Genomic DNA, 24,301 nt, shown 5'->3' on the forward strand with positions numbered 1-24,301 from the left:
GGCGTAACGCTCCTCCAGGAGGTTCGGGTCGGCTGCACACCAACCCCGTTACGCCGCCTGCTTCACTCCATCATCACCCAGTTTCGGCCATATCTCCGAATCGTCATCGCCTGAAAACAGGGCGTCTCCATATGGAGTGAACAGACCCGGCTCTTGATCCTCGCCGCCTAGATTGCGATCATTATAGGTGGAGTCTTTCTCGTGATCGTTGAAGGGCACAATCGCAAGAACAAATAGAGCTGTATCACAATGTCCGACAAAATCATCGAGGGCGATAAGGCAATTGTCGCAGGATTCGGGCGGCGGCGCGGGAGCTGGCGAACACTGATTTTGCAAATCCACCGTACGATTGGCTTGTTCGCGGGCGCAGTCTTCGTTTTGATCGGGCTCAGCGGAGCGCTCCTCGCCTATCGCGAGGACATCGACGAACAACTGAACGCGTCGATCATGCGCATTGAGAAGCCGCAAAAAAACTCCGTCTATCGCCCGATCGACGAGATCATCGCCGCTGCGGTCGCCCTGATGCCGCCGGACGGCAAACTGGAAAGGCTCACAATGCCTCGCGGACCTGAATCGGCCGCGGCGCTAACCTACATCGTCGAGACGGATGATCTCGACACCTACGCCTATGAAATATTTGTCGATCCCTACAATGCGAAAGTCAAAGGGCAGCGGCTTTTCCTGCATGGCGACGATCCGCTCTCGCAGCCGCTCGTTGCGAGCCTCATGACCTTTCACTGGACGTTATTGCTTGGCGTCAACAACGCTTACATCGTCGGGGCGTTGGGAATAGCGCTTTTCTTCTCGTTGATGCTCGGACTGTATCTCTGGTGGCCGCACAACGGCAACTGGCTGTTGGGTTTGAAGGTCAAATGGGGCGCCAGCCCCGAGAGAGTTGTGTATGATCTGCACAAGAGCATCGGCGCCTATTGTGCGGCTATTTTATTGATCACGCTGTTTACGGGAGTCGCCATGATCTTCAAACCGGCGACGCGATCCGTCGTCAATCTGTTTTCGCCTGTGCGAGCGGATCCGGATTTTGGAAAATCGACGCCGGGCGCTGGACGCCAGCCGATCGGCGCAGGCGAGGCGGCGGCGGTCGCGAATAAGGTGTTCCCTGACGGCAGGCTTCACTGGATTCTCTTCCCGAACAGCCCCACGGCTGTTTATGTCGTCGGCAAGCAATCGGATTGGGAGCCGAACCAGACAAAAACCTATCGAAACGTCGGCGTGGACCAATACACGGGCCAGGTCCTGGGCGTGCAAGATCGTAGTCGTTTCACAGGGAGCGAGACCTTCCTCGAATGGCTGTTTCCGATACACAGCGGCGAGGCGTTCGGAGGCCTCGGGCGTCCGATCGCTCTGCTGATCGGTTTGTCGCCCCTCTTCCTCTTCCTGACCGGCGTTACGCGATGGCTACAAAAACGCCGCGCGCTGTCGCGCCCGACGTTGTTTTAGCTTTTCCATCGTCCGCGGCCATGAAACGCGTGGCGGAGAGAGCCATTTACTGCCCGACGCGGATTGGCATTTCGATCGTGTCTTCCTTGTTCTTGGCTTCCCCGAACGCAACCTTGAGAACATATTTCCCTTTATGGGGGACCGTCGCGTCCAGTGTTGCAAATCCGCTCGGATAGGGCTTCGAGGGCAGAGAATTTATCGGCCTGAGAGCGCCGTCGGATTCCTCCTGAAAGAATGAAAGCGCGACAGTTTCGCCCCTGGCTTCCTTTTCCATGAGAGTGATGGAGAAAATGACCTTGCCTGTTCCCGGCACCCGGTCGCAATATTCGTCATATTTGGTCAAATCGTCTGTTGCGCCTCCCGCGCTTTCGGATGAGTCCGCCAGAAAATAAGTGGTGAGGTGCACTGAGTAAAAATCGCTCACGCCGAGACATTCGGATATCGTTCGGTCGCCTGCCTTGACGGCGGGTTTCAGCGTATGCGCTTTCCAGAAGTCGCTCACATATTGGTTGAAGGCGGGTCCCCACCATCCATAGGAAAAAACGGCTCCATTGACGCCCCCGAGTAGAACAATGCCCAGAAACAGGATCAAGTTTAACCGACCGGTCGGAGTCATCGCTTTGGCTTCCTTTCCCTCTCGACATTGAGCGCCTTCGACGCTTTTCTTGTTCGAATATGTCGCAGCGCGTCGCTCTCTCGAATTCAATTCAGGGGCGCACCTCGAATTCCCAGGCGCCGCTCACGAGATGGCCGTCGGCGGACAATGCGCGGTAGCGCACCGTATATTTCCCGGCAGTCAACGGATTGACGCTCACCGAAACATGGGCCGGATCGGCGCCGTCGATAGCTGCGTCGCGCTTGTCCACCCGTTCGCCGGATGCGCTGACGACCGCCAGGGCGGTGAACGCGTCACGGATACCGGCGTCGTACCAAACATCGACCTTACCAATATTGGCGTCGGCGACGCCGCCCTGCGCTGGAGAAGTGCGGACGACAATCGCGTGCGCCAGAATGATCGGCCGCTGTGCCGGGGTCGGCGGCCGTGACGGGAAACTGAGTTCGATTTTTCGCGCCGGGGTGGACTGCCTGCGCTCCGGTTCGCCGGGCGCGAGGCCGTTCCCATAGGCCGTTGCGCGGTCGGGCGTCGTTGCGGCCGCCAGAATGGCCCCGGCGAAAAACGCGATCCGTTTGCCCGCAAAGGCGTTCTTGTACCTATGCTGAAATTTCGTCATGACGTCCGACCTTCGACACGAAGAGTCCTCAGTTTGCCGCTTCCGGCGCTTTCCGCCAATGCCCAAGGACCCAACCCATCCGCGTCGCCCGACCCGGACGCCCCGCCCAACGACGCCGCCGGACTTGAGCTTGTTATTCCTCGCACAATATGCACAATCCGCCAACAATGCATACGCAGCGTCTTTCCGTCACGTCAAGGGAGCCATCGGCAATGGCGCGGTCTATGGGAATTGCAGTCACCGCCCTATGGATGATGATTTTTCTCGCGACGGCCGCTGCCGCCCATACCGCCGATATTTCCAGCAGCCGGATCGTGCCGGAAGGGAATGGCCATTATCGCGTCGATGTCGGCTTCCTGGGCACGGATATCGAGCGGATGTTCGCTGAAAACAAGAAGGAATTAAAGGACATCGACCTCACCGAGCCGGGCGTCATCGAAGCGATGATCGGCAAATTCATCCAGAAACGCGTCGCATTGCAAAATGAGGAAGGCCAAACCTGCCCAAGCACGGTCGTCTCCGTTGGCGAAGACCCCACCAATCCTTACGATTCCAAGGCTATTCTGAGGATGGATTGCACCGCCGTCCCCGGGCAGATCTTCTACAACCCGTTCGAGCTCCTGAAAGCGCAGGGGCCACGCGCGAAGCATCTCGTCAGCATCGGCGAGAAGGACGACGCGTCGGCCTTGACCGAAGCGCAACGAATGGGCCGGGAGCCGGCGCCGGGTCAGGTCATGATCTATCCGGGCGACTCGCTGATCGATCTCTCGAAGCCCCTGCTCTCTCCCTGGCAACTCGCGCCAAAATTCTTTGCGGCCGGCATCGAGCATATTATGACGGGATACGATCATTTGTGCTTTTTGCTCGCGGTTGTGCTGTGGGCGTCCCGCGCCTGGCCGGTCGTCAAGATCGTGACCGCCTTCACCATCTCACATTCGATTACCCTGTCGCTGGCGGCCCTTCAGGTGGTCAATATCCCTAGCGCATGGACCGAAACAGCGATCGCGCTTTCTATTATTTATGTCGCCATCGAAAATTTCTTTACGCGCAAGGTCGAGGGGCGGTGGCGCGACACTTTCCTCTTCGGCTTCGTCCACGGCTTCGGCTTTGCCAGCGGCTTGATTGAAATGGGCGTGCCGCAACGTGCGATTGTGCCGGCGCTCGCAAGTTTCAACCTCGGCGTCGAAGTTGGTCAGATTGGCGTCGTGATGGTGGTCGTCCCGCTCCTTGTGCTCATCGACAGACTGTTTTTCAACGGACAGCGCAATCTGCGCCTGGTGCAGATTTGCTCCGGGGTCATCGCCTGTTTCGGGGCATACTGGTTGTTCGCGCCGCCCGCATAGGCGACGGTCCGCGCGCGTGGAGGGGCGATGACATCCCCTCGGACAAGTCCCGAACCCTCCAGCGACGATTACCCGAGGACCGGGCTAGCCGGACGATTTGCCAAGCGCAACCGGCGGACTGCTGGCGTTGATCATGATCTGGCTGGCGGCTTTGTCGCCGATGATCGTTACAACCTGCCAGGCCCTGGGGCCGAGCGAAGCGAGAAGCTCTCTCGCGTCGTAAACGACATCCCGCGTCGCACATTCGAAGGTCAGCACGACGAGAACGCCCTCTTCATTTGACGGGTCCTCCCCAGCTTTCTCGACTTTGCTCTGACAGGCTGCTCCTTCCACACTCTGCATCTTTATTTTTCTCGCGACGAATCTCCCTATCTCGAGTTCGAGGAGTCCCGGGCCCGAAAGGTCGATTCTGCCCAAGCCAGATAATTGCCTTCGGAACATCTCTTCGAAATCAGTCGCCAGGATACTGACTTCCACAGTATAGTTTCTATTGTTTTCGAAAATTTTGGCTGCGGATATATCCGGCTGGATGTATGTGTTCGGCACGGCAGCGCCGGCTATGCCGACGTTGACAGCGCTAATTGCGACAGCGCATTTCAGACCCAAAGACCAAGAACGTAAAGACATTCGATTGCTTTTCATCTGTGCGCAGGATCGCAAGCGACCGAATGCGGAGGCGCGCAAGAAAGCCCCGTTTTCCTTTGTTGCGGCCGTCTCCATTCTATCCATTAGATTCGCCCTTCGTTACATCCTCAGTTCATGAAGGCCGAGCTAGAATAAGATAATTTTTTAGCTTCTGCATACCCCGTCTGTTCACATTCGCAGCAGGCGCAGACCAAGGCCGGAATGACTATGGACGCAAAACTGATCTGCAAGGAGAATCAGCGCATCACGGCCCGCCGCCTTCAGCGCTAAACTTTCATCTGGATTTTCAACGCTCGACAGCCACCAAATCAGCGCTGCGCCACAAGGGGGTATGACAGGCTGCGAAGTCGTCGAAATATGAACGTTTTCCTATTACAAAGTTCCTGCCCGCGCCATTTTCAACATCGTAGGCCATTGTTTTTTCTCAACCCGACGCTCCACCATTATTCGCGCTAAACCGTTTCGGCGTGAACACGCAAGATATAGGAAATTTTAAAAATCCGACGTCAGCATTTCATATGTTGGCCCCTTCTCTTCTCCGCGCGGTCTACCCGGAACAAGGCGTCGCCAAAATGAGTGGATTGCAGTTTCCACTTTGAAACGGCGGCAAATTTCCAGAGGCGCCGTACAGATTGTCGGGCGCCGCTGGCAAGAAGTATGTCGGAAAAGATGACCAGTCGATTCATGGATGAAAGTCGACCGCTCCCTTACCAGGAGCCTAAATCTTGTCGTGACATGGTCTTTTTTGCCAACACCGCCCGACGTCACGTTCAGCTATTGTATTTCCTTTCGCCCGCAACCCAGGTTTCGCTGATTTTAATTTCACCAAGCTTTTCGGGCTGCGTCTTGTAAGGATCGCTCTCCAGAATGACGAGGTCCGCTTCCTTGCCCTTTTCAAGTGAGCCTATCCGGTCGCCAAGGCCTATTTGATGCGCGGCGTTTATAGTGACCGCCCGAAGCGCCTGATCTAGCGAGACGGCCTGATCCGGACCGATAGTCGAACCGTCTATCGCACAGCGGCGCGTGATCGCGGTGCTTACAAGCGCGAGCGATCCCGGCGGCGAACATGGCGAGTCCGTGTGCAAGGTGAACGGAAGGTCGGCTTTGACGCATTCACCAGCCGGATCTGTAAACGCAGTCCGCTCCGGGCCAAAGATTTGGTCCCGATATGCAGCGCCGTAAAGTCGGACATGATTCATGAGGAAGCTCGGTTGTACATTGAGCTTCTTCATGCGCTGGATCTGGTCGGGTCGCGCCATCGTCGAATGTTCGATACGGTTGACGCCGTCCGACATTGACGCGCCATAAGCAGCCTCAATGGCGTCAAGAGCAATGTCGATTGCATAGTCGCCATTGCAGTGAATCAGCACCGGCAATCCGGCCGCCTTGACCTCGGCCACCATTTGCTTCAGCGTTCTGGCGTCGAAGTTCGGCGCGCCTTTCTCTTGCGTTCCCAAATAGGGCAACGTCTGTGCGCCGGTCTCTGTCTGGTTCGACCCATCGCCGACAATCTTTATGCCGTACAGGGAGAACAGCGAGTTTGGCAGTTGCGTGGCTTTGGGCCCAAACCCAAGATCGCGATACGGTTCAATCCCCTTCATATCTTCATACATCAGGCTCGCACTGGTGCGGCAAGCGGCGCGCGAGGAAAATTTTGCAAAGGGAGCAATCCATTCAGAGCGAAGGGTGCCGGGTTCGTGCACCGTTGTATTGCCGACGGCCGCAACGGAGCGCAGATAATCCCCCATTGCTTTCGCAGCGAGTTGGGGAGTGATCTTCGGAAAAGCAAGTAGCGCAAATTTTTTCAGCGCGCTCTCTTCGTACACAAGCCCGTTCAGTTGTCCCTTCTCGTCGCGACCGAAATGCCCTCCACCCGGTAGAACGCCTATATCCTCCGGAATGTTCGCGACTTTCAACGCCATACTGTTGACGCACGCGTCATGTCCATTTGTATACCAGACAAAAATCGGATGGCTGGTCGACACTCCATCCAGCTCCTCGCGTGAGAGGTCGCCGCCCTGCAGGAGATTATCGAAATTGGAGCAACTGATCCATTGACCGGGCGGCGTGCGCATTGCGATTGCACGCAATTCTGCGAGCAATTTCCCGCGCGTGGAAAATTTCGTGTAGCCAACGTCATTGAGAAGCTCGAAAATTAGGGAGGCGAGGACCGTATGGTGGTGGGGGTCGATGAAACCCGGCATCATGACGCGTCCATCGAGATCCACAATTTTCGTGTTTCTCGATTTGAGGCCCATTACGGAGCTTTCGGAGCCGAGCGCCAGAATCTTGCCGTTTGCAATTGCGAGCGCCTTCACTGAAGCGGATCCGGGAACCGGAATGATCTTCCCGCCCTTGAAGATGACATCGGCTTCCGTTTCCGCCGCCGTGGCAGAACGGCCGCTTGAGACAGCGGCGGCCGCGGTAGCTGCAGCGACCGAATACGCCATGAAATTACGCCGAGACGGGCGGATTGAGGCGCCGCCAAACATTCGATCGCCGCCACTTTGATGGAGATCGCTATCGAAAACGAGAGGGCTGAAACAACCACGGCACATGAGAGGGTCTCCGGGAAGGGAAAACTACCCAAGAGTGTAATCTCAATTTTGTCGGCGGAAAACCGCTTGTTTTAGGCGACCCTTCGAAAACTTCCTGTCCTGCTAAAAGGCATGAGCAAAAAACGCGGGAGGCGCGCGACGATGGCGACTACCCGACCCTTATTTGTCGTCAATTAACATCGTCAAAGGAGGTCAGCGCTAACGCCGACCAGGCGAGCATCGAAAGCCGGAAAACTGAGCTTCCCTTGCGGAGCCGATTTCAGTTTCTGACAATTCAACTCACGCTATTCGCTCGATCGGCAGCCGACGTCGCTATGCAGACGTCAATTGGACTATATTGCAGGCAAAGGCTGGATCTGCAGCATATCGGTAATTATTTCAAGCGTATGTCTTGGCTATTTTTCAATGCAATCGCCAACGTTTCGAGCGAAGCCGCCCGAATTTCATTGCGCGATGCCGTTCCTTGATCTGGCCATATAGAGAATCCCCTATTGTCTTCCTTCACACGCGCCGCTTCCGGGCGGAACAGTCGCGAGACATTGTCGGGCGTCATTGGTTCATATGACAAGCGAGCGGCAACGCCGGCGCTGGTCGCTGGTCGGAACGATCGACGCCGGCGCGCTCACAGAAATTAGTTGAAACTAAATCAGAAATTCAGACTTCCCTTTTCGATCCAACCGCTGACATTTTGGCCGACGGCATGCACCTGCGCCCATCTGCCGTCCTCCCCGATTACGTCGACCGAAGATCCGAAGACGGCTCTATCCAGAATTTTCGCATTTGCTCTCGGCGCCTCCCGAATTGCGGCATTGTTCCCGGAGACGAGCGCCGCGCGGTGTTTTATCGGCGCCTTATTTTCTGTAAAGGCTATGCCAGATTCTGCGGTCTTGTGCCCGGCGACGCGCTTTTGCTTTTCGGCAGGTCTGTATAGTGTCGCATGGCGCTCTTTCGTCGAGGTCAGAGCCGAAACGGCGCCGAACACAACCGCTGTGGCGACGAGGCACTTCAAAACCAAGGCAACATATTTTCCCCTATCTCCACCAAGGAATGCCGGCGCCCAAATTCTTGGCGCCGCCCCGACCGAGGTTTGCGATCGGCGTTGCTTCCTTGCGGGCTTCCTGTCGATACGCGTGGGGTTGGTCGTGATGGCCGCCATGAGAAATCCTCGAACGCTTCGAGCGACCATAGAGCGATAAGGGATTTAATGGATCGTTGACATCGGCTGACCGGACGCGTCGCTTCCTATTGGCCGGTCCGCCGGGCAGCGCGCGCGACCGCACCGGCCGATCCCGGCCGCTCCAGATTTCACCTAGTCGATTTCGAGCGCCTTGCTTTGCGAGCCGTCGACATTGATCGCCGCAAAACATTCAGAAATTGATCACCCTGGCGTCAGGTTGTTTGGCGGCCGAATGGAAGTCGCTCATGCCGCCAAGCTTCACACGCTTGTCCAGTTTCGCCGCATCCAGTCCTCGGGCTTCGAGGCAGGGCTTGCAGACGAGGACCGACGCCTCGGCATGACCGACGACGTCCTCATATTTGTTGGGCGGCCCGACCGGCACGAGCCTGACTGCCGCTCCGTCGACGGCCGTAAAAACGGAGTCGGCGAACAACATCAGCGTCACCTTGCCCCCTTCCTGAAGCGCCGTCGCTGCGAAGATAAAGGGCAGCATGGCCCTGGTCGGATCCGTTGGCCCATAGGTGGCGGAAATCACAAAATGCATCGCTTCCCTCCAATCTTTTCCGTATCCTCTTCATAATATCATCAATAGCCGAGGAGTGCGCGCAAGGCGCGGCGAGAACGGAGCGCCGGTTTCGGCCGTTCGGGCAAGCTTATGGTGCAGGGTCGCGATATGACGACGGCGGCGAAAACGAAGCAATTATATACTCGCTCGGAAAAACATTGTCCTGCCCTGGCAGATAATCGAACGCCGTTTTCGGCAGACCCGAGATTCTGCCGGCATGGACCGCTGGATGGTGGAGCGCGGAATACGCCGAGTCGAGTATCCACGCGGCGATTGCCGGCCAAGGGCCGGAAACGAACCATCGTGAAACGAATCGAAAACCCGATATTTTGGTAATAGAAAGCGAACGCACAAAAATCGCGTCGGCTCCAAATTGGTATACATTCTCCGGACAATGGATTTCGTTGACAGTCAGAAGCACAAATCCATCACTGATCATGGGGTATGCATTTCTCTATTTTCGATTCACGAGAGCATCTAGGCAGGTGCAATAAGTTATGCGATTGTTTATTTATCTCATCTCGTTACTCAGGAGAAAATATGAAGAAAATTCTCACGGCCATCGCGGCACTGGTCCTCCTCGCGGCGACCTCGATCCCCGCTGACGCCTGGGTCAGAGGGCCGGGTGTTGGCGTTGGTCGTCCGGGGGCCCGCGGTTTTGGCGGCGTCGGCGGCCCGGGGCGGGTTGGAGTTGGGCCGGGGTTGCCCGGTCGCCCGACGCCCTACCGTCCCTATGTCGGCCGCGTTTATCGTTGAGCCGAAGGCGGGCAATCTATGGCCGCCTTCAGTTTGCTGGCGGCCATGGGTCATGCACTTGGCCTGTTTTGGCAGACGGTTCGCGACATGGACGCAGAGCCTGCAAATTTCGGTAGAAGCTAGTTTCTAAATATCCGGCGCCGGAGGCTCCGGTCGCTGATTTAATCTGGCTGATTGAAGCGTTGATGGCGTGCATGCGACATGGCGCCATCAACATTGGATCAAAATGACGCATGGTCATCGAGACGCGATCATTGCATGACTTGGCAATCGGCGTCTCCTATGGGGTTTCTCCCCATAGGTCACTGCTCTTCTGGTTTACAGCGCCGATTTGGGGCAAAATCTCTCATTGGCGCTTTCGTCGTCGCGACGTCGCCGAAAGCGAGGATGAACCGAGGTCGACCATGGAATGGCGAGGGACGGACTCAATGCGCCCTGCGTTGCGCATCGACGGACTTTCTCTCAAATGGCTTGCTATTCTGCTTGCGGCTGCCGGACCGACCGCATCCGCCTCTGGTCAAGACGGCTGGCGAGAATGGGACGCCGGCGATGTCACATTTCTATCGCCGCCGAGGTTGCGCGCGCCTGGCGTCGACCGGCAAACGCCTGCGCAAGTAGACCGAAATGGGCCCGACTGGAATTTTACGATTACCGATAACCCCAACCGCCCGGATCGCGGCGCGACATTGACCTTCGTTTGGTCTCGCGACGTGACGGAGGAGCCGACAGGCGACGAAGTGATGTCGGATGCGCGCATGCGCTTGGGCGGGCGGGACGCCAGAAAAATCACGTGGCGCACGCCCTCGATGGGTTGGCGCGGCTACGATGTCATCATCGATGGCGGTGCGAAGGACGGCACGCGATTCAGGTTCACTTGCCACGCCCCCGAATTTCGATGGCGCGAGACGCGCAGCCTTTGTGATCGCGTCGCTGAAACGATCCGTTTCCCGAACGAAACCGCGCAGGTTGCCAAGCCGTCGGACGAAGCTTCTCCGCAGCAGCAGCTCGAGATCGCGCGCGAACGCCTTGCGCTGTTCTTGAAGAATCAGGCGGTCGCCGAATGGCAGGGCGCTTATGAGGCGGCGAAAAAGGCTGTCGCCATGGAGCCGAGGAGTTCGGAGAATTGGCGGATTTACGGCTACGCCAATTCCCTCGCTCCGGCGGATCGGGAGAAATATGCTTCGCAGGCCGAGTCCGCGTATCGCAGATCGATCGAACTGGACGCGCGCAACACTCAGGCCCGGTTCCTCCTTGCGAGCCTCCTCATCTCCAGAGATTCGCTCGCGCCCGCCATCGAACAGATCGAAACGGCGCTCGACGTGAAGCCCGAGCTTGCAACCCGCAAGGTCGTCGAAGATCTTACGCATCTATACCAAAAGACTGGAGAGAGGGATCGCGGCGTCTCTTTTTATAGCGGCTTCGTCGTCCGCCATCCCGAAGCGCGGGCGGCCGCCCTGGGACAGGCTATCCTGTTGAAAGATACAGGCAAGCGCGCCGAAGCCCTGCTGGCGCTGCAAAAACTCGCGACTGATCCGAGCGCGGCGCCGGATGAAACGGCGCAGGCGCGCGCGCTTTTGAACTCGTGGCTCTGACGAGGCAAGATCATGAAAACACCTGTTGTCAGCGCCGCCCTTCCTGAGGGCGCGTCGCGCACGAAATGCGAACCCCGTCCTCGCGCCGCGCTTTGCGCGAGCGCCACATGGTTGCTCGCGATCATCACTTTTGCCGGAGCCGGAACCATTGTGTCTTCGCCGACGCAGGCCCAAGGTTCTTTAATAGATCGCACATTGGATTGGGCGTCGGGCAAAACAGCCGGCATCGAAAATAGAGAGCGCATCCTGACCGTGCTCACCTACCAGCGCGTCATCAGCGTTCGCAATGGGCGGATCGAAGTCAACGATGAGAAGGCGCTGAAAGACTATTACCAAAAGCTGCGCACTCACAATGTGCTCAGGAACATGCCGCCCTTCAATGACGACCCATACGATGAAAAGGCGGGTCAGTTTTGGCGAAACTTCTTCGACGAGAAGGATCACTCAGGCGATCCGACTCTCCCGCGGATCGCAGATCCCTTCGCCAATCCGAAGCTTGCGACCGCGATTCACAATGAGTTGAGGGAAGCGACAAGTCCCGATGACAGCATAAAATACGCCGAAACGGCGAACGAATTGAAAATGCGCGGCATCGACGTGATGAACCAGCAGTTGCGCAAAGGCGTGGCGATTGGCGCGGAAGCGATGATCCAGTCGCTCAACGCCATCACCGGCGGCGCCTCAGGTCAAACGGTGAAATGGGTCGAAGCCGCGGCCGAAGCCGGCCAGAAGGCGAGTGAAAATCCCGCCGCCGCCGTTCAGAACACGATCAACTCAAAAGTCGACGACGCGATACGCGACATCTTCGGCGATAAGGTCAAGGCGGCCATAGGCGCGGACAATTACAAAAAGATCATGGATGGCTACAAAAAATATGGCGACGAGCAACAGCGCCTGAAAGCCTTCATGGACGACATGTACGCTAAGACGGGCGACGAGCGTTACAAGACCGCCTCGGGTCTTCTCGACAAGGCCTCCACCGACGAGATCAAGAAGAAACTCGGCGAAAAATCGAAGGAACTGGTCGAGGCCGCAAAAGGCAAATTGGTCGGCGCCGACAAGGATAAGGAGCCAAAGACCGAGAAAGAAAAAGAGGCGAAAGAAGGGAAAGAGACGGAAAAGCAGCCCGGCAAAGATAAGACAGCCGACAAGAGCAAACCGTCAACGGCGACGAAAGCCGACGACGAAGCGCGGAAGGACAGTCGAGACGGGTCCAAAACGCCCGACGCCGGCAAGACGGCGCAGACGGGCACGAAATCATGGGCCCAGATGACCAATCAGGAAAAACGTGAAGCGCTGAAAGCGAACGACCCCGCCGCATGGGAGGCTTTCGGCAAGCTAGTCGTCAGCGACCCATCGCAGGCGACGGCGATCCTCGATTCGAAGAAAGGCGACGGAACGTCCGGCGCGAACAGCGATGATCCGACGGGCGGGGACGCTGAAAAGGCCGAGATCGGTCAGGCGATCGCCGATGCGGGCGCAGCGGATATCCGCAAGCCCCCTGCAACGACCTCGGACGCCAAGCCGGCGACGGCGCCGGAGGTCAAGAACGACGATCAGGCCGATGAAGAGCATCCGATCGCGCCGCCGGCCGAGACGGCGCCGCCGCAGACTTCCGCTGCGCCCGCAACAGCCGGGACAACCGAGGTCGAAGGCGGATGGCTGCAAGACAAGAATGGAAAGACGAAGGTCGTCTATATCTACGATGCGAAAGGCAATCGCATTGGTGGTTATTACGTTCACTATGACAAGGATGGTCGCGAAATCGGTCGTGACCCATTCAAGGAAAGTGGTGGCGAAACGCAGCAACAGCCGGGCGCCGTGTTGGATGGCCGGTATCAGGGACGGATAACTGGAAAGTCCTCTGGCACGATCACCCTCACCGTCTCGGGCTCCAACGTCTCCGGCACGATCAAGGGCGTCTATTCGGGCGATTCATTCACCGCGCGTTTCTCCGGCGCGCTTAATTCCGATGGCTCCTTCGACGCCGCCGCGCAGGGCGTGTTATACGGAGACTGGGGTGACAGGGTTACGCCCTACCGTGTCAGCGGCCACGTGAAAGGCCGCGTCGACGGTCGCAGGGGCGCGGGCTCGTGGTCCGGCAAGAACCAGTGGGGCAGCGACCAGGGCGCGTGGCAGGCGTCAAAATGATCGCCGCCCCGCGGGAACAAAAACATCGTCGACGACAGAACGCCGCCGCCTCACCAGGATAGCGAGTCACCGAACAATTCAACGAATGGATTGCCGGCGGCTGCTTGCGACGGAGCGGCGTAGTTTCCACGACCGCGGCTTCTTGCAGAAGCATGAACGCCGGGCCCGCGAACTCTCGAATAACCGCCCGGTCTGGCGCCGGATATCGTAATGTGACCGCCTTCCGAGCGAACCATGTCGTAAAGTTGTTTTGCATGCCATGGCGCGAGCCGAACGCAACCATGTGACGCGGGACTGCCCAGTGACCCTGTTTCGTAACTCCCATGTATTGCATAGCCGCCGCGGAAGAATATTGAATGGGGCATCGGCGACATATGGTATTTTCGCGAATAATGCATGCGCTTCATGCTCTTCGGCGAATAGCTCCCGCGCGGCGTCACATATCCGGCGCGAGCGGTCGAGACGGGCCAAGCGTAGCTGCCCCTTGAAGATTGCACATACATTGTTTGCGTCGACAAATTGATGTGAATGCGCGTATAGGCGGAGGCTGGCGCATTGGCGGCGATAGCGGCTACCGCAATCGCCAGGGCTCTGATCGACAAGCGCATGGTGACCTCCGCCTTTCGGGTAGGAGTTTGAGACAGAACATCCTAGGTAAAGCAGAAAACGGCAATCGGTTCGTTTTGTTAAGGTTTATAGCAACAGACGCCAGATTTGGCCCCGTGCGGAGCGGATGGACAATCGCGGACGCTCACGTCGCCAGTGAGGTCGCGCCAGCCAGAATCTCCTGCAGGACGTCGCCGCCGGCGCGAATCTCGTGACTTGAGTCGTCCAGGTCGTCGCCGACGGGCTCCGCGCGGCCGCCGAGATAGCGGGCCAGGAAAAGCTCCATGACGGCCTTGAAGGCGATGTCGTTCCCGGGCCGGTCGAATCCGTGGCCTTCATCGGGATAAACGACATAGATCACGGGAACATGTTTCTCCGCCATCGCCGCGACAATCTGGTCGCTCTCGGACACTTTGCATCGCACGTCATTGGCGCCGTGGCCGATCAACATGGGCCTTGTAATGTCGCCAGCGCGGTGAAGCGGCGAGCGCGCCTTGAGCAATGCGACGCCGTCGGGCGTGCGCGGATCGCCGATGCGGTGACACTCCTGTTCGTAGAAGGAAGTCCAATAGGGCGGCGGATTGGCGAGCATCGTCTCCAGATTGGTGATCCCGACCACCGGAACGCTGCAACAAAATACGTCCGGCGTGAAGGCGGCGCCGACAAAGGCGGCGTATCCGCCATATGACGCGCCATAGATGGCGATGCGCTCGGGATCGGCGACGCCCTCTTCGATGGACCAGTTGACGGCGTCGATGAGGTCGTCGTGCATCTTCCCGCCCCACTCGCGGTCGCCGGCCCCGGTGAAGGCCTTGCCGAAGCCTGCAGAACCGCGGAAGTTCACTTGCAGAACCGCATAATTGCGGTTCGCGAGCCATTGGACGTCACGATTGTAACGCCAGCTGTCGCGCGCCCATGGTCCGCCATGCACGAGTACCACCATCGGCAGCGGATGGGCGGGGCGCGCGGCGGTCTCCGACGCGGGCAAGGTGAGATAGCAGACGAGATCGAGCCCGTCGCGCGCCTTGATGACGACGCCGTGCATGGGCGCGAGTTTCGCCTCGTCGAGCTTCGGCCTCGCCGAGAACAGGAACGTAATCGCTCCACTGCGCCGGTCGAGCAGACGCCATGAATAGGGACGATCCGGACGCTTCACGCCGACGACCCAGAGCGCGCCGTCATCGGACTGACTCTCGATTTCGATCGTCGCGTCGAGCTCACGCTCAAGCATCATAAGGTCGCGTCCGACAGCGGGGTCGACGACGATCCATTCGTCGCGGATATATTCGGCGCAAGCTGCGGTCACCTCATAGGTGCGCGGGTCGATCATCCACCCGGAGATGTCCGCTTTCTCATGGCTGGCGATGAGCGTCCGGGTTCCTGTGGTCCAGTCGACCCGAAGCACGACAGCCTTGTCGCGGCCGACGGAACTGCGCAGGAACCAGGCGTCTCCGGCGCGATTGACGTGTAGCGGCTCCGTAACGAGCACGTCGTCGGCCTCGATCGACATCGCTTCTTCGAAGGCGGCGCCGTTCCATTTCAGAATCGCCGAGCCGCTCCCTCTGCCTCGCATCGTCGTCGCGAGTCTCGGCCTCAGCGCGCTGTCGACGACGAAGCTCGCGATTTCATCCGTGTTCTCGTAGACGAGGCGGCGCTCGCCCGTGCGGATATCGACAATATAGAGGTCGTGCCATCGCGCGTCGCGATCGTTCATGCCGACTGCGACGAGATGCGGATCATCGTGATGCATGCCGAGGAGGATCGCGAACAGGTCGGGACAGGGCGTCAGATTTCGCGCGGAGCCGTCGACTCCGACGCACCAGAGATTATAATTCTCGTCGCCATCCCTGTCCTTGAGGAAAAGCACATGCGCATTGGTTCGCGCAAACCAGTACGTGAAGATCGGTCGATCCGTCTGACGCGTCAACGGACGGGCCCTGGTCAGATCGTCTCTCGGCGCGGCCCATATGTTCATGACCCCATCGACTGCCGCCAACCAGGCGAGCCAGCGCCCGTCGGGCGAGAGTTGCGGGCTGGAGGCGCTGGCGTTCTCGAAGAAGGTCCTGCGCGGGATGAGGGGGATGGTCCTCTCGTTAGACATGCGTTTCTCGCCCTGCGACAGTCGAAGTTTCGTTTTCGCGTCGCGATCGCCGTTAATTATAGCCGCCCATTATCCGTATCCATCAACCAAAGATTTTCATCAGGCGGTCAAACCGGCTTGCTCCCTGCAAATTTATCGCTCGCGTCTGTTTTCAGACATGCGATTCCTTTGTTAATGTAATGCTTGATGAATGCGCGTTCCATCCTGAGCGCGCCAATATCGAGCATGTCATGAACGAGGCGCGTCGGGAAGCGAGCATGACCTTCACATTTGGTTCCGAGAGACAATATTGACGAAGAGGCAGCGCCGCATGAATATCCTGGGGATCAATGCTGTTTTTCACGAGTCCTCCGCTGCGATCGTCGTCGATGGAAAGGTCGTGGCGGCCTGCGAGGAAGAGCGCTTCACCCGCATCAAGCACGGCAAGGAGGCGCGGGTCGACAACCCCCAGGCGCTCCCGGAAAACGCCATTCGTTTCTGTCTGGATTACGCGGGGCTCAAAGCCGACGACGTCGACTTCGTGGCCTATTCTTTCGAACCAAAGCTCCGTCGCACGAAGTTCCATGCCGATTGGTGGCCGGACAGCCGCCTGGAGGATGACTTTCTGCGATCGCTCGACGCCCTGGATGACGCCGTCTCGAAAGTCATGGGCCGGCGCATCGGCAAGGCGCTCAAATTCACGCCGCATCATCTCGCGCACGCCGCCTCGGCCTTTTATCCGTCCGGCTTCGACCAGGCCGCGATTCTCGTCGTCGACGGCATCGGCGAGGCCGATTGCTCGATGCTGGCGCGCGGCGACGGCTTGCGCATAAAGACCCTCGAGACGTTCACCTATCCGCACTCCCTCGGGTTCGTATGGGAGCATGTGAGCGTCTATCTCGGCTTTTCGGCCTATGACGCCTCCAAGGTCATGGGTCTCGCAGCCTATGGCGACCCCGAGGTCTTCCGCCAGCAATTCGCAAAGATCATCCGGATCGGGGAGGACGGCTATGCGGTCGATCCGGACGCGACCGGCTTCCAGTCGCTCGAAGCTCGCGGGCTCGACGCCCTTTTCGGGCCGCGGCGCGAGCCGGATGGCGAGATCCTGCCTCACCACATGCATGTGGCGGCGGCGTTGCAGGCGGCCAATGACGCCGCCGTGATCGCGCTCCTGCGTCGCCTCGAACACACGGTGGGAGGCGAGCGCCTTTGCCTCGCCGGCGGCGTCGCGCTCAATTGCGTCACCAACGCCTTGATCAGCCGGATGAGCGCCTTCTCGGACCTATTCATCCCATCGGCGCCGCATGACGCCGGCACGGCGATCGGCGCGGCGCTCGTCGTTCACTGCGCACAGCCCGGCGCCAGCCGGCCCTCGGGCGGCGCCACTCCCTATCTGGGTCCGGAATTCGACGAGCGCGAGATCCTCGCGGCGGTCAAGGCGGCCGGGCTCAAGCCGCACAAATGCAAGAACGCCGCCCGCGAGGCGGCCGACATGATCGCCGACGGCAATATTGTCGGCTGGTTTCAGGGCCGCATGGAGTTCGGACCGCGGGCGCTCGGCAACCGGTCGCTTCTCGCCGACCCGCGCCGACCCGACACGAGGGCGATCCTCAATCGCCGGGTCAAGCACCGCGAGGATTTTCGACCCTTCGCGCCCAGCGTTCTCGCCGAACATGCGGAAGAATGGTTCGATATCGGCCCGCCCTCGGCGAGCCATGAATACATGCTCTTCGCCTGCGCGGCGAAGCCCGGCCGCGCGGACCGCATTCCTGCAGTGATCCATGAAGATGGCTCCGCTCGCGTGCAGATCGTGCGGCGCGCGTCCAACCCGCGCTACCATGCGCTGATTTCACATTTTTACGAGCGAACCGGCGTGCCGCTGGTACTCAACACCTCCTTCAACGACAGCGAGCCCATCGTCTGCACGCCCGCCCACGCCATCGCGACCTTTCGCGGCGCCGGGCTCGACGCGCTGTTCATGGGGGATATCCGCCTCACGTCCGAGACGTGAGGCGCCGCGCCGCCGGCGACGGGGGGCGTATTGACCGACGACATTCGCACGCTATACTGACTTATCGTATGGATTTTTGGGCCTTTTTGTAGGGAGGGTGTCATGGCGCGCTCATCAGACGACACACAAAACAAACGTGGTGGAAAGAAAGCGCTCGGCGTGATCGGCGTGTCGCTCTCGCTCGCCGGCGCGGGCTGCGCGACCAGCGCCCCCGCGGACGCCTCGACGACGCCGGCGACCAGCAACATGCGCACGATCGACCTCCATGAGGAAGAATTGTTCGACGTGGGACTGAGCTCCTTCCGCCTTTTCGACCGCGAAGAGGTCAAGGACGCCAAGGGCGAGCAGGTCGCTCAGTGGTGGGGATGGGGCTGCCGCGGTTGCCGTGGTTGCCGTGGTTGTGGCGGCTGCCGGGGGTGCAGAGGCTGCGGCGGCTGCCGTGGTTGCCGTGGCTGCGGCGGTTAACGTCGCGACTCGCCTTGTCACTGCGGGTCCGGCGACAAGCCGCCCGCAGAGCGAACGTGGCCTCGGGCCGATCTTTTGGGCCGAGGCTTCAGGGTCTGCCGTTACGTGCGGAAAAATCATGAGCTTCCGCAGGCGCCTGTTTCCGTTTCCAGGATTCCTGTAATCTAGTCGTTCAAACTCGTTGCCGGCGGGTTGCAGCGAGACGATGGAGCGCGCGCCAGCCAGATGACAGTCGAAGCATCCACACTGCCTTCCCCGGAGCAGGATGCGCGGGGCCGGGACGGCGACGTCCTTCGGTTCTCGCCGAATTTTTCCGTCTATATCCTGCCTCCCGACGTCGTCTGCCTCTATTCGGAAGACCGGAAGTTTTTTCTTCGCGGCGCGCTTTATTGCGCTCTGGCGGAGCGGATCGGCGCGGGCGAAGACGTCCACGCCATTTATCACGCGCTTTCCGCCGACTTTCCGTCCTCGAAGATAGACGAGGCGTTCAAGCGCCTGCGCGAGCGCCGCTTCGTTGTCCCCGCGGGCGTCTCGGAAGACGTCGCCGCGGCCTATTGGGCGAGCCTAGGGCTGCATCCCGAGGCGGCTGCGGAAAATCTGCAAAAGGTTTCGGTTCAGATCGAATCGCTCGGCGTCAACGGCGCGAGCGCGCTGGAGGAAGCCCTCCGCGGTTTCGGAGTTCAGGTCGTGAAGCGGTCGGGCGATTTGTCCGTCGTGCTCGTCGGCGATTATCTCGACGGCCAGCTCGAGGCGCTCAACCGCAAGCGCCTCGAACAGAAAAAAGACTGGCTGCTCGTGCAGCCCTCGGGCATTTTCCCCCTGGTCGGCCCGATCTTCAGCCCCGGCAAGAGCGCCTGCTGGAGCTGCCTCGCCGACCGCATGAAATGGAATCGGCAGGTCAAGGCGTTCCTCGATCGCAAGTCGGCGCATTGCGTCTCGGTCTCGCCGCTCGGCTCCAATCCGCTCGGGCGCAGCGGCGTCGGCCTTGCGGCGGCTGAGATCGGCAAGGCCATCGCCAGCGGCTTCCGCACTGATCTGCATCATCACATCGTGAGCCTCGACATGATGGGCTCGGAGGTCGCCCGGCATTATGTGCCGGCGAGACCGCAATGCCCTGTCTGCGGCAGTCCCGAGGCGCGCGACCCGGCCCGGACGCCGACGCCCGTCAGGCTGCGCGCCGGCGGGCGGATCGTCGTAACGAGCGGCGGCTACAGATCGGTGCCGCCGGGGGAGACCGTCGCCCGTTATCGCAAGCATGTGAGCCCGCTGACGGGCGTCGTGTCGCATCTGGAGCGGATCAAGAGCGAACAGCCGCTCGACGCGAGCTTCATCGCGCGGCACAACTTTTCGCCGCGCCCCGAAACCGTCGAAGCGCTCCAGGCCGGATTGAGCGGCGACAGCTATGGCAAGGGCAGCATCGCCGAACAGGGCGAGGCCAGCGCCCTGATGGAGGCTATCGAACGCTATTGCGGGATTTTCCAGGGCGACGAGATCAGGATCGTTCGCCGCTATACGGATTTCCTCGCGGGCGAAGCGATCCTTCCAAATGACATTCTGAACTACAGCGACGCCCAATATGAACAGGGCGGGGATTGTGGCGGCTGCTCGCCCGACGGCGCGCCGGCGCGTTTCGATCCCGATGCGGAGACGGAATGGTCGCCGGTCTGGTCGCTGCGTGACGAGCGCTTCAAATATGTGCCTACCGGGCTTTTGTATTTCTTCCATGAATCGGGCTGCGCCAATCGGATCAGCGCCGATTCCAATGGCTGCGCCGCGGGCAATACGGTCGAAGAGGCGATCCTTCAGGGGTTCCTCGAACTCGTCGAGCGGGACGCTTACGCCATCTGGTGGTACAACCGTCTGCGCCGGCCGGAGGTCGATCTCGACAAGATCGGCGACAGCTATGTGCGCGACCTGCGCGCCGTCTTCGCGGCGAAGGGCCGTGACATCTGGGCGCTGGACGTGACGAGCGATCTCGGCATCCCCGTCGTCGTCGCCGTCGCCCACTGGACCGACGACGGCCGCGAATTCATCGAAGTGGCCGCGGGCGCGCATTTCGATCCGCGCATCGCCACGCTGCGCGCCATGACCGAACTCAACCAGTTTCTCGCCATCGAGAGCCTGCGGGGCCGTCCCTCGGGCGGGCCCGACGACGATTACGGCAACGATCCCCTGCCCCTCCGCAAGCACGCCTATCTCAAGCCGCAGGGCAAGGCGTCGTTCGGCCGGTCGCGGTTCAAGAATTTCGGCCAGCTCGACCGGCGTGAGCAGGTGCTGGCCTGCGTGAAACTCGCCGCGCGCGCCGGTCACGATTTCCTCGTCCTCGATCAGACGCGCCCCGACGTCGAGGTGCCGGTCGTGCGGGTGATCGTTCCGGGACTGCGGCATTTCTATCGCCGGTTCGGCCCCGGCCGTCTCTACGACGTTCCCATCACGCTCGGTCTGCGCAAGCGGCCGGTGCGCGAGGCCGATCTCAATCCCCTGTTTCCGCGAACCTGACTTGCGCAGCGATCCGCCCCACCCTCCCGCCCGGCTCTTCGCCCGGCTCAACCCCGGCGTCACGGTCGAGGACGACGGGGCGGGCGGCCTTTCCGCATTTTTCGACGGACGGGGACTGCGGCTCGGAAAGTTCAGCCCCGGCCTGATCGAATGCGCCGCCGACCTCGCGTCGGGCGTCGCGCTCGAGGATGACCGGGATCGGGAAATCGAACAAGAGATAGGCGAACTCGTCCGGCGGCTGGCGCTTTACGGTCTCGTCGAATATCGCCTCGCCTGCGCGCAGGACGGGCCCGATCTGATGGTCGTCGAACCACAGATACGAGACTATGCGCCGAGAATATCCGGACTGGATGACGATCGCGCGCTCGTCCTGTCGCGTTTCGCCTATGTGCGTCGGCGCGGCGCCGACATGGCTCTCGAGTCGCCGCGCGCCGGCGCGCTCTTTCGGCTGTGCGCCCCGAGCGCCCTGGCGATGATCGGGCGATTGTCCGAACCCCGCACGGTGAGGGAGCTGCGCGACGCGCCGGACTTTCCGGGCGTTGAGTTTCTGGCGCTGCTCCTCGACGCGGACATCCTCTTCACGCCGCCCCCCGGCGCGGACAGGGGTTTGCGCGCCGCCGAAGGCGACAACGATCTCATCCTTTGGGATTTTCACGATCTTCTGTTCCACACGCGCAGCACCAACGGACGGCATGCGAACCCCGCCGGCGGTCTTTACGCCCGCGCGCACCTTGTGCCGCCGCCGGCCGCCGTGCGGCCCGGCTGGCCGGGGACGGCGATCGAGCTGACGGGTCTCGACACGGCGCCGGCTTCGCCCTTCGCGCAGATGCTGCGACGCCGCCATTCGACCCGCAACTACGACGCCCACCATCCCATCACGGCTGCGCAAGTCGCGCGACTTCTCGACGGCGCCGCGCGCATCATATCGCGCGAGCGCTTGCGGGACGACGAGGGCGGCGAGGGGTTCGAGATCGCCGCGCGCCCTTATCCGTCCGGCGGCGCAAGCTATGAGCTGGAGCTCTATCTCGCCGTCGACAAATGCGATGGTCTGGCGCGCGGCTTCTATCATTACGACGCCGACCGTCACGCGCTCGTTCCGATCGAGACGAACGAACGCCTGCTTGCGGCGATGCTCGAGGACGGGCAACTCGCCATGGGCGCGTCGGCGCCCCCGCAGATCCTTATCACGATGGCGGCGCGCTTTGGCCGCGTGTCATGGAAATACAGCGGCTTCGCCTATGGGCTCGTCCTCAAGCACGTGGGCGTGGTTATGCAGACGCTCTATCTGATGGCGACGGAGATGGAGATCGGCGCCTGCGCAATCGGCGTCGAGGACATCGACCTCTTTTCCAGAATGACGGGCCTCGAATTTCACGTCGAAGGCGCGGTCGGACAAATGGCGATCGGAAGCGCCGGCGCGGCGCGCGACGAATTTTGACGCGCCGAGCGGCGGCGCCCCTGCCGGTCATGGGATCGGTTGAAAAATGACAGTCTCCACGAGACGCGCGTTTCTGATGGGCGCAGGGGCCGCAGCCGCCGCGGCGACAGACGCGCGGTCGCGCGGGACCGCGCCTCTAAACGCCGTTCACGTCCCGGCGTCCGAATGGGATTACTGCACGATCACGGAACTCGTCGACGCGTTGCGGACGAGAAAGATTTCCGCGCTGGAGCTGACGGATCGCGCCATCGCGCGCATCGAGTCCGTGGACCGCAGCGTCAATGCGGTCGTCGTGCGCGACTTCGAGCGCGCGAGGGACGCGGCCCGGGCCGCGGACGCCGCCCTGATGCGCGGCGAGACGCGCGCATTGCTGGGCGTGCCGATCACCGTCAAGGAATCCTTCGATATCGCCGGCCTGCCGACGACATGGGGCGATCCGCGATTCAGACGCTTCATGCCGAAGGAAGACGCGCTCGTCGTCGCCCGCGTAAAGAACGCCGGCGCCGTTATCCTCGGGAAGACCAATGTGCCGTTGCTGCTGAGCGATTGGCAGACCTACAACGACATTTTCGGCACAACCAATAATCCCTGGGATCTTCGTCTGACGCCGGGAGGCTCCTCGGGCGGCTCGGCCGCGGCGCTGGCTTGCGGTTTCGGACCCTTGTCCCTTGGCTCGGACCTCGGCGGCTCATTGCGCGCGCCGGCCCATTATTGCGGCGTCTATGCGCACAAGCCGACATTGGGCGTCGTGCCGCGCCGCGGTCAAACGCCGCCGGGGACCCCGCCCTTCGCCCGCGACAGCGATTTAGCCGTTGTCGGCCCGATGGCGAGAAGCGCCGCCGATCTCGCGCTCGCGCTCGATCTTGTCGCCGGCCCGGACGAGCAGCGCGCGGGCGTCGGCTACCGACTGGCCCTGCCTGCCCCCCGTCGCGACCAGCTTCAAGACTTCCGCGTCCTCGTCATCGACGCGCATCCCCTCGCGCCGACGTCCGCCGTGGTGAGGGCGGCGCTTGGCCGACTGACCGAGCGGCTCGTGCGCGCGGGCGTCAAGGTCGCCCACGCCAGCCCATTGCTCCCTGACCTCGCTGAATCGGCGCGCCTCTATGCGCGGCTATTGTCCGCATATTGGGGAGCGGGTTTGCCGCCCCGGGAATACGCCCGCCTCGGCCGCAAAGCCTCGACATTGGCGCCGGATAACCGCACCCTCGCCGCGGAACGCATGCGCGGCGCGGTCATGAGCCATCGGGATTGGCTTGCCGCCGAAAGCGAGCGGGGGCTGCTTCAGCAGCAGTGGCGCGAGCTCTTTCGCGAATGGGACGTCGCGCTTTGCCCCGTCATGCCGACGCCGGCCTTTCCGCACGACCATTCATCGCCAATCGAGGCGCGACACATCCGGATCGACGGCGAATCATGCTCCTATCTCGACGCCCAGACTGTATGGGCGGAGCTCGCCACGACGCCGGGACTTCCGGCGACGGCGGCTCCGATAGATCGTTCAGAACACGGTCTCCCGATCGGCGTGCAGATCATCGGCCCCCATCTCGAAGACCGCACCACGATCGCCTTCGCGCGGTTCCTCGAGCAGCGCTTCGGCGGCTTCGCGCCGCCGCCGACCTGTTCGCAATCTACCGCGCAATGAGGCATGGCGGCGGGCGAGCGCTTCAACCTCTCCCGCCCGGCGCGACAAAAAACGCCCTCCCGGTTTTTTGTCGCAGATAAGATTCA

General features: G+C 60.8%; 19 protein-coding genes. 10 read left to right on the forward strand and 9 right to left on the reverse strand.

Annotation, left to right across the window (positions count from 1 at the left end):
• Positions 1–48: 48 nt before the first annotated feature.
• Positions 49–432, reverse strand: coding sequence for a hypothetical protein (locus MET49242_RS26165; RefSeq protein WP_244452959.1), 384 nt, complete (start codon positions 430–432; stop codon positions 49–51).
• Between MET49242_RS26165 and MET49242_RS12305 the strand changes: the two genes are divergently transcribed.
• Positions 355–1,458 (forward strand): PepSY domain-containing protein, encoded by a 1,104-nt coding sequence (locus MET49242_RS12305; protein ID WP_244430804.1) that lies wholly within the window; start codon positions 355–357, stop codon positions 1,456–1,458. The genes MET49242_RS26165 and MET49242_RS12305 overlap by 78 nt on opposite strands.
• A gap of 46 nt (positions 1,459–1,504) precedes the next feature.
• Here MET49242_RS12305 and MET49242_RS12310 read toward each other — a convergent pair whose 3' ends face one another.
• Both MET49242_RS12310 and MET49242_RS12315 read right to left on the reverse strand, forming a co-directional pair.
• Positions 1,505–2,074, reverse strand: coding sequence for a hypothetical protein (locus MET49242_RS12310; RefSeq protein WP_036287921.1), 570 nt, complete (start codon positions 2,072–2,074; stop codon positions 1,505–1,507).
• 91 nt (positions 2,075–2,165) lie between these two features.
• A complete protein-coding gene (locus MET49242_RS12315) occupies positions 2,166–2,690 on the reverse strand; it encodes a copper resistance CopC family protein (RefSeq protein WP_244430805.1) in 525 nt (174 codons plus the stop codon).
• A 212-nt stretch (positions 2,691–2,902) separates the two neighbouring features.
• Between MET49242_RS12315 and MET49242_RS12320 the strand changes: the two genes are divergently transcribed.
• Complete coding sequence (locus tag MET49242_RS12320; RefSeq protein WP_036283201.1) at positions 2,903–4,033, forward strand: HupE/UreJ family protein; 1,131 nt, start codon at positions 2,903–2,905, stop codon at positions 4,031–4,033.
• Between the two features lie 84 nt (positions 4,034–4,117).
• On the opposite strand, the gene MET49242_RS25025 is transcribed toward MET49242_RS12320, so the two are convergent.
• From MET49242_RS25025 to MET49242_RS12340, 4 genes are all read right to left on the reverse strand, one after another.
• Positions 4,118–4,762 (reverse strand): hypothetical protein, encoded by a 645-nt coding sequence (locus MET49242_RS25025; protein ID WP_144259607.1) that lies wholly within the window; start codon positions 4,760–4,762, stop codon positions 4,118–4,120.
• Positions 4,763–5,448: 686 nt separating this feature from the next.
• On the reverse strand, positions 5,449–7,128 hold the full coding sequence (locus tag MET49242_RS12330; protein ID WP_158497296.1) for an amidohydrolase: 1,680 nt from the start codon (positions 7,126–7,128) through the stop codon (positions 5,449–5,451).
• A gap of 754 nt (positions 7,129–7,882) precedes the next feature.
• Positions 7,883–8,392, reverse strand: coding sequence for an SH3 domain-containing protein (locus tag MET49242_RS12335; RefSeq protein ID WP_158497297.1), 510 nt, complete (start codon positions 8,390–8,392; stop codon positions 7,883–7,885).
• A gap of 211 nt (positions 8,393–8,603) precedes the next feature.
• Positions 8,604–8,957 (reverse strand): DsrE family protein, encoded by a 354-nt coding sequence (locus MET49242_RS12340; RefSeq protein ID WP_084679053.1) that lies wholly within the window; start codon positions 8,955–8,957, stop codon positions 8,604–8,606.
• Positions 8,958–9,518: 561 nt separating this feature from the next.
• Between MET49242_RS12340 and MET49242_RS25030 the strand changes: the two genes are divergently transcribed.
• The 3 genes from MET49242_RS25030 to MET49242_RS12350 all read left to right on the forward strand — a co-directional run bounded on the left by MET49242_RS25030 (position 9,519) and on the right by MET49242_RS12350 (position 13,477).
• The gene (locus MET49242_RS25030) at positions 9,519–9,734 is read left to right on the forward strand and encodes a hypothetical protein (protein WP_144259608.1); all 216 of its coding nucleotides are present in this window, start codon (positions 9,519–9,521) and stop codon (positions 9,732–9,734) included.
• A gap of 686 nt (positions 9,735–10,420) precedes the next feature.
• Entirely contained in the window at positions 10,421–11,326 is a 906-nt protein-coding gene (locus tag MET49242_RS12345) for a hypothetical protein (RefSeq protein ID WP_144259609.1), read from the forward strand.
• Positions 11,327–11,338: 12 nt separating this feature from the next.
• Positions 11,339–13,477, forward strand: a complete 2,139-nt coding sequence (locus MET49242_RS12350) for a hypothetical protein (RefSeq protein ID WP_036283209.1) — start codon at positions 11,339–11,341, stop codon at positions 13,475–13,477.
• 50 nt (positions 13,478–13,527) lie between these two features.
• Here MET49242_RS12350 and MET49242_RS24265 read toward each other — a convergent pair whose 3' ends face one another.
• Together MET49242_RS24265 and MET49242_RS12355 are read right to left on the reverse strand one after the other, a co-directional pair.
• Entirely contained in the window at positions 13,528–14,085 is a 558-nt protein-coding gene (locus MET49242_RS24265; RefSeq protein WP_084679055.1) for a L,D-transpeptidase, read from the reverse strand.
• 143 nt (positions 14,086–14,228) lie between these two features.
• Positions 14,229–16,184: a S9 family peptidase gene (locus MET49242_RS12355; protein WP_036283210.1), complete on the reverse strand. Its 1,956-nt coding sequence runs from the start codon at positions 16,182–16,184 to the stop codon at positions 14,229–14,231.
• A 310-nt stretch (positions 16,185–16,494) separates the two neighbouring features.
• On the opposite strand from MET49242_RS12355, the gene MET49242_RS12360 reads away from it, so the two are divergent.
• The 5 genes from MET49242_RS12360 (at position 16,495) to MET49242_RS12380 (ending at position 24,215) form a co-directional block, all read left to right on the forward strand.
• Positions 16,495–18,174, forward strand: a complete 1,680-nt coding sequence (locus tag MET49242_RS12360) for a carbamoyltransferase C-terminal domain-containing protein (RefSeq protein WP_036283211.1) — start codon at positions 16,495–16,497, stop codon at positions 18,172–18,174.
• Positions 18,175–18,276: 102 nt separating this feature from the next.
• Positions 18,277–18,639 (forward strand): hypothetical protein, encoded by a 363-nt coding sequence (locus tag MET49242_RS12365; RefSeq protein ID WP_036283212.1) that lies wholly within the window; start codon positions 18,277–18,279, stop codon positions 18,637–18,639.
• A 225-nt stretch (positions 18,640–18,864) separates the two neighbouring features.
• Positions 18,865–21,138 (forward strand): TOMM precursor leader peptide-binding protein, encoded by a 2,274-nt coding sequence (locus MET49242_RS12370; RefSeq protein ID WP_036287927.1) that lies wholly within the window; start codon positions 18,865–18,867, stop codon positions 21,136–21,138.
• 1 nt (position 21,139) lies between these two features.
• Positions 21,140–22,576, forward strand: a complete 1,437-nt coding sequence (locus MET49242_RS12375; protein ID WP_036283214.1) for a SagB family peptide dehydrogenase — start codon at positions 21,140–21,142, stop codon at positions 22,574–22,576.
• A 46-nt stretch (positions 22,577–22,622) separates the two neighbouring features.
• Positions 22,623–24,215 (forward strand): amidase, encoded by a 1,593-nt coding sequence (locus tag MET49242_RS12380; RefSeq protein ID WP_036283215.1) that lies wholly within the window; start codon positions 22,623–22,625, stop codon positions 24,213–24,215.
• Positions 24,216–24,301: the final 86 nt, after the last annotated feature.

Origin of the sequence: Methylocystis sp. ATCC 49242 (assembly GCF_000188155.2) — a bacterium.
Taxonomy (GTDB): Bacteria; Pseudomonadota; Alphaproteobacteria; order Rhizobiales; family Beijerinckiaceae; genus Methylocystis.

Excerpts from the sequence above, each read along its gene's own strand:
- MET49242_RS12320 (WP_036283201.1), top strand. The coding sequence starts at position 2,903 with ATGGCGCGGTCTATGGGAATTGCAGTCACCGCCCTATGGATGATGATT.
- MET49242_RS12315 (WP_244430805.1), bottom strand. The coding sequence starts at position 2,690 with ATGACGAAATTTCAGCATAGGTACAAGAACGCCTTTGCGGGCAAACGG.
- MET49242_RS24265 (WP_084679055.1), bottom strand. The coding sequence starts at position 14,085 with ATGCGCTTGTCGATCAGAGCCCTGGCGATTGCGGTAGCCGCTATCGCC.
- MET49242_RS25025 (WP_144259607.1), bottom strand. The coding sequence starts at position 4,762 with ATGGATAGAATGGAGACGGCCGCAACAAAGGAAAACGGGGCTTTCTTG.
- MET49242_RS12380 (WP_036283215.1), top strand. The coding sequence starts at position 22,623 with ATGACAGTCTCCACGAGACGCGCGTTTCTGATGGGCGCAGGGGCCGCA.
- MET49242_RS12350 (WP_036283209.1), top strand. The coding sequence starts at position 11,339 with ATGAAAACACCTGTTGTCAGCGCCGCCCTTCCTGAGGGCGCGTCGCGC.
- MET49242_RS12370 (WP_036287927.1), top strand. The coding sequence starts at position 18,865 with ATGACAGTCGAAGCATCCACACTGCCTTCCCCGGAGCAGGATGCGCGG.
- MET49242_RS12340 (WP_084679053.1), bottom strand. The coding sequence starts at position 8,957 with ATGCATTTTGTGATTTCCGCCACCTATGGGCCAACGGATCCGACCAGG.
- MET49242_RS12365 (WP_036283212.1), top strand. The coding sequence starts at position 18,277 with ATGGCGCGCTCATCAGACGACACACAAAACAAACGTGGTGGAAAGAAA.
- MET49242_RS12360 (WP_036283211.1), top strand. The coding sequence starts at position 16,495 with ATGAATATCCTGGGGATCAATGCTGTTTTTCACGAGTCCTCCGCTGCG.
- MET49242_RS12310 (WP_036287921.1), bottom strand. The coding sequence starts at position 2,074 with ATGACTCCGACCGGTCGGTTAAACTTGATCCTGTTTCTGGGCATTGTT.
- MET49242_RS12330 (WP_158497296.1), bottom strand. The coding sequence starts at position 7,128 with ATGGCGTATTCGGTCGCTGCAGCTACCGCGGCCGCCGCTGTCTCAAGC.
- MET49242_RS25030 (WP_144259608.1), top strand. The coding sequence starts at position 9,519 with ATGAAGAAAATTCTCACGGCCATCGCGGCACTGGTCCTCCTCGCGGCG.
- MET49242_RS12355 (WP_036283210.1), bottom strand. The coding sequence starts at position 16,184 with ATGTCTAACGAGAGGACCATCCCCCTCATCCCGCGCAGGACCTTCTTC.
- MET49242_RS12335 (WP_158497297.1), bottom strand. The coding sequence starts at position 8,392 with ATGGCGGCCATCACGACCAACCCCACGCGTATCGACAGGAAGCCCGCA.